This is a genomic window from Sulfuricurvum sp. (assembly GCF_028712165.1).
Lineage (GTDB): Bacteria > Campylobacterota > Campylobacteria > Campylobacterales > Sulfurimonadaceae > Sulfuricurvum.
Genome location: NZ_JAQTQR010000117.1, coordinates 1 through 3,806 on the forward strand (window position 1 = coordinate 1; position 3,806 = coordinate 3,806).

The window sequence follows — 3,806 nt, forward strand, 5'->3', positions numbered from 1 at the left end:
ATGAGAAACAAGCCGAATTAATCGCTTACGCTGAAAATATCTCTGCCTATAAATCTCTTTTATCTTCCCAGCAAAATAATGCGGACGCCCTGATGGGATTAAGTGTAGAATTAGTAACCCTCAAGTCGCAAGTAGAACATCTCGATTTTTATGAAACGCTCCATAAAGATAAAACAACCACCTTAACATTGGTCTATCCCTTTGATTTTGAACACTCATCGTATCTCAAAGTAAGCCGTGATATAACACCTACAAAACGGTTGTTAACTAAAATTCTCAATTCCATTTTTATCATCAATGCAGTCGGTTTTGTTGTCATTATCCTCTATGCCATTGCATTCTCAAAAATGCTGATTGCCCCGATTAGTGCACTCAGTCGACGCTTAGCCAATATGAATGAGCATCTGATCCGACCGATAAAAGTCGAACAGCTCCCCGATGAGTTCGAGCCTCTGGGCGAAACCATTAATCGTCTGATGGCACGTATTCAGAATTTTGTCAAATATCAAAAAGAGCTCTTTATCGGTGCTGCCCATGAGCTTAAAACCCCACTGGCGGTCATCAAACTCAAAAATCAGGTCACTTTGATTAAAAAACGCTCTCCCGAAGAGTACATCGAAGCAATCCGTATCACCAATAAAAGTGTCGATGAGATGAATAAAATTGTCGCTAATATCTTAAATATAGGCCGTCAGGAAGGGGCTCAGCTCGAAATCCCTGTTGAAGCCGACATCATTCAAATTCTTAAAAAATGGGAAGGCGATTTTGGATTGCTGGCTGACAGTGAAAACAAAAAACTGAGTACCCACTTTGAGCCCGGCTCATTTATGGCGGTTTTACAAGTGACTCTTCTGAATCAAATTCTCCAAAATTTCTTGCAAAATGCACTGAAATTTACCCCGGAGGGAAAAACCATACTCTTTCAAAGCTATCTCAATGATATCGGAATCGTCATCGAAGTTATCGACGAAGGGTGCGGAATCGATGAAAGTGTGGATCTTTTTGCACCGTTTAAACGCCAAGGGAATAAATCGGGGGTTGGACTCGGTCTCTTTTTGGCTAAAAGTGCTGCCGAAGCGATCGGAGCGCAAATCACTCTGACCAATCGTGAGGATGGGGTTGACGGTTCATGTGCCCGTTTGGTCCTCCCTTCGAAACTGTGTTGTGTCCTTCCGCAACGCAAAATCTCAAAGGTTTAAAAATGCTCAAAGGTTCCTTTCGCTATAAATCGCGCATAAACGAAAACTAATCGAGGGTTTAACCTATGCCATTACTAATAGTCGATGAATGTATTGCATGCGATGCATGCCGTGAAGAGTGCCCGATGGATGCGATTGAAGAGGGCGATCCGATTTATATCATCGATCCTGACCGTTGTACCGAATGTGTAGGAACCTATGATGAACCTGCCTGTATCGCAGTGTGTCCTGTTGATTGTATTATCCCCGATAAAGACAATGTAGAGACCATGCAAGAACTCCTCTATAAGCATAAGCAATTGCAAGAGGAAGAGGAGTAATATGGCTAAATGTACCGCCGTTATCGACATTGGAAGCAATTCCATGCGTCTGGCGGTATTTCAAAAAACCAGCCGTTTTGCTTTTCATATTCTTCATGAAGTCAAAAGCTCCGTTCGTATAAGCGAGCATGCTTATATCAACGGCGGACATCTTCAAGAAGAGGCGATGGATCGTACCGCCCAAGCGATTGGAGAGTTTTTATCCATTGCCCGCTCTTTTGATGCTCGTAAGATTTTATGCGTCGCTACCTCTGCGTTGCGTGATGCTCCCAATGCATCTGCCTTCCTCTCTCGTATACAACGTGAACACAAACTCTCCATCAAAGTGATCACCGGAGAAAAAGAAGCATATTTCGGAGCGATAGCCTGTGCCAATCTTTTACCTCGAATGGATGCGCTTACAGTCGACGTCGGAGGAGGATCCAGTGAGTTTGCCCAGCTTCGAAACGGTAAAGTCGAAACCCTCTTCTCTCTCAATATCGGTACGGTACGGATAAAAGAGCTTTTCTTTGATCAAAACAATATCCCCGGAGCAATCGCTTATATCGACGAAGCGCTAAAGCAGCTCCCTAAATTCGATACTGAAACCCTTATGGGAATCGGTGGAACATTTCGTGCCATTACCCGTGCATTGATGAAAAAAGAAAAATACCCTTTGAGAAAATTGCATGGATTTAGCACCGACGAGAACCGCTTTTTAGGATTTACCGGACAAATTCTCGAGGCAGGACCAAAAAAACTTCGCTCGCTGTACATCAAGCCTGATCGTTTTGATACCATAAAACCCGGTATATTGATTTTGGAGCGTATTATCCGGCATACGTGTACCAAACAGCTCGTTTGCAGCGGTGTCGGAGTACGTGAAGGGGTCTATCTGAGCGATCTTCTTCGTAATTCAGGAGACATGTTCCCAGCCAATTACAATCCGAGCGTCCGTTATCTGCTTGACACCTACGCAATCCACAGCGATCACGGGCTGCAATGTGCCCATTTGTCCAAACGTCTTTTTGAGCTTCTCTGCATTCCTTTGAATATCGATCCTGTTTATGAGAAAGAACTCGTCATCGCATCAAAACTGATCTCTATCGGTGTCGGTGTCCGTTATTATGCATATCAGCGCCACAGCCACTATTTAGCAATGAACGCATTAGACTATGCATTAAGTCATTCGCAAATTGTACTCATTTCCCATCTTCTGCTGTTTAAAAAAGGGCATACCTCTTCTTCCTTGATTCCAAAAGAGGGATACGGTTCTCTTTTGCCTGATAATACGACCGTAGATGCCCTCTCAGCCATCCTTCGCCTCTCCCATATCCTTTTGGCCGGTCGGGTGAATGCATCGTCTGTAAGTGCCAGCTATGAAGAGGGTGTATTACTGCTTCGTGGAGAACATCTTTATTTAGCCAAAGAGCAGCTGAAAAATATCATTCTTCCGAAAAATCTGACTGTGGTGTTTGATTAAATTAGAGGGAAAAGCAGAAGAGTTTCCCCGTTCGCCCTGAGCTGGTCGAAGGGTGAAGCAATGTTCATGGTTCGATATACGCACCACGAACGAAATGCATTTATTAAAATCTCTGTCCGATTGTAAATTCGAAGTGGGCAACATCATCACCCGCTTTGTTCCCGATCGGATTAGCAAATACGAGCTGTAGCGGTCCTACAGGGCTAAACCACTCTAAAGCCACCCCGTAGCCTCCCCGTTTGATTTCAGTCAAGCTGCTGTCACCGATCATCCCGTAGTCGACAAAAGCGGTTGCCCGCATTTTCGCTTCCGGTACAAGAGGAAAGCTAAGTTCTAGATTATTCGAGAACGTTTGGGTCCCGCCGATTTTAAACGGATTATTATTGATATCCAACCCTTGTGTCGGAGAGAGGGAATAGCTTTGATAGCCGCGGACCGAACCGATTCCCCCCATATAATACTTTTCTCCGATTGGTAAATCTGTATCTTTATTTCCACTGTTTTTCGCATAATTAAAGCGGGCTTTATAGCGTAAAATCAAGTCAAAATCGGTCAATTTTTGGAGCCCCTGATATGCACCGAAACTGGTTTTACTTTTCCAAAAATCGGTGTCGCCTCCCAATCCCGCTTTTTCAAAACTCTGAGAAACCGTCATCCCTTCACGCGGAATATAATAATCGTCGGTATTATCAAACGTAGCTGAAACCGAAACGGAGCTTTTGGTATAGTTTGCATAGTAATGTGGGTCAATCGTCGTTGTAGTAGTCGTTATCCCTGTATTATTAACATCGGTATAGCCGTTTTGAGAATAGTTATATCCGAGAT

General features: G+C 43.8%; 4 protein-coding genes. 3 read left to right on the forward strand and 1 reads right to left on the reverse strand.

Going from position 1 to position 3,806, the window contains the following annotated elements:
* The 3 genes from PHP90_RS13690 to PHP90_RS13700 form a co-directional block, all read left to right on the forward strand.
* A partial coding sequence (locus tag PHP90_RS13690; protein WP_299931017.1) for a HAMP domain-containing sensor histidine kinase occupies positions 1-1,199 on the forward strand: 1,199 nt, incomplete at its 5' end.
* 65 nt (positions 1,200-1,264) lie between these two features.
* A complete protein-coding gene (locus PHP90_RS13695) occupies positions 1,265-1,519 on the forward strand; it encodes a YfhL family 4Fe-4S dicluster ferredoxin (RefSeq protein WP_295013171.1) in 255 nt (84 codons plus the stop codon).
* 1 nt (position 1,520) lies between these two features.
* Positions 1,521-2,981, forward strand: coding sequence for a Ppx/GppA phosphatase family protein (locus PHP90_RS13700; RefSeq protein WP_299931020.1), 1,461 nt, complete (start codon positions 1,521-1,523; stop codon positions 2,979-2,981).
* 103 nt (positions 2,982-3,084) lie between these two features.
* Here PHP90_RS13700 and PHP90_RS13705 read toward each other — a convergent pair.
* Positions 3,085-3,806: BamA/TamA family outer membrane protein (locus PHP90_RS13705; RefSeq protein ID WP_299931022.1), on the reverse strand; the 722-nt coding region annotated here is incomplete at its 5' end.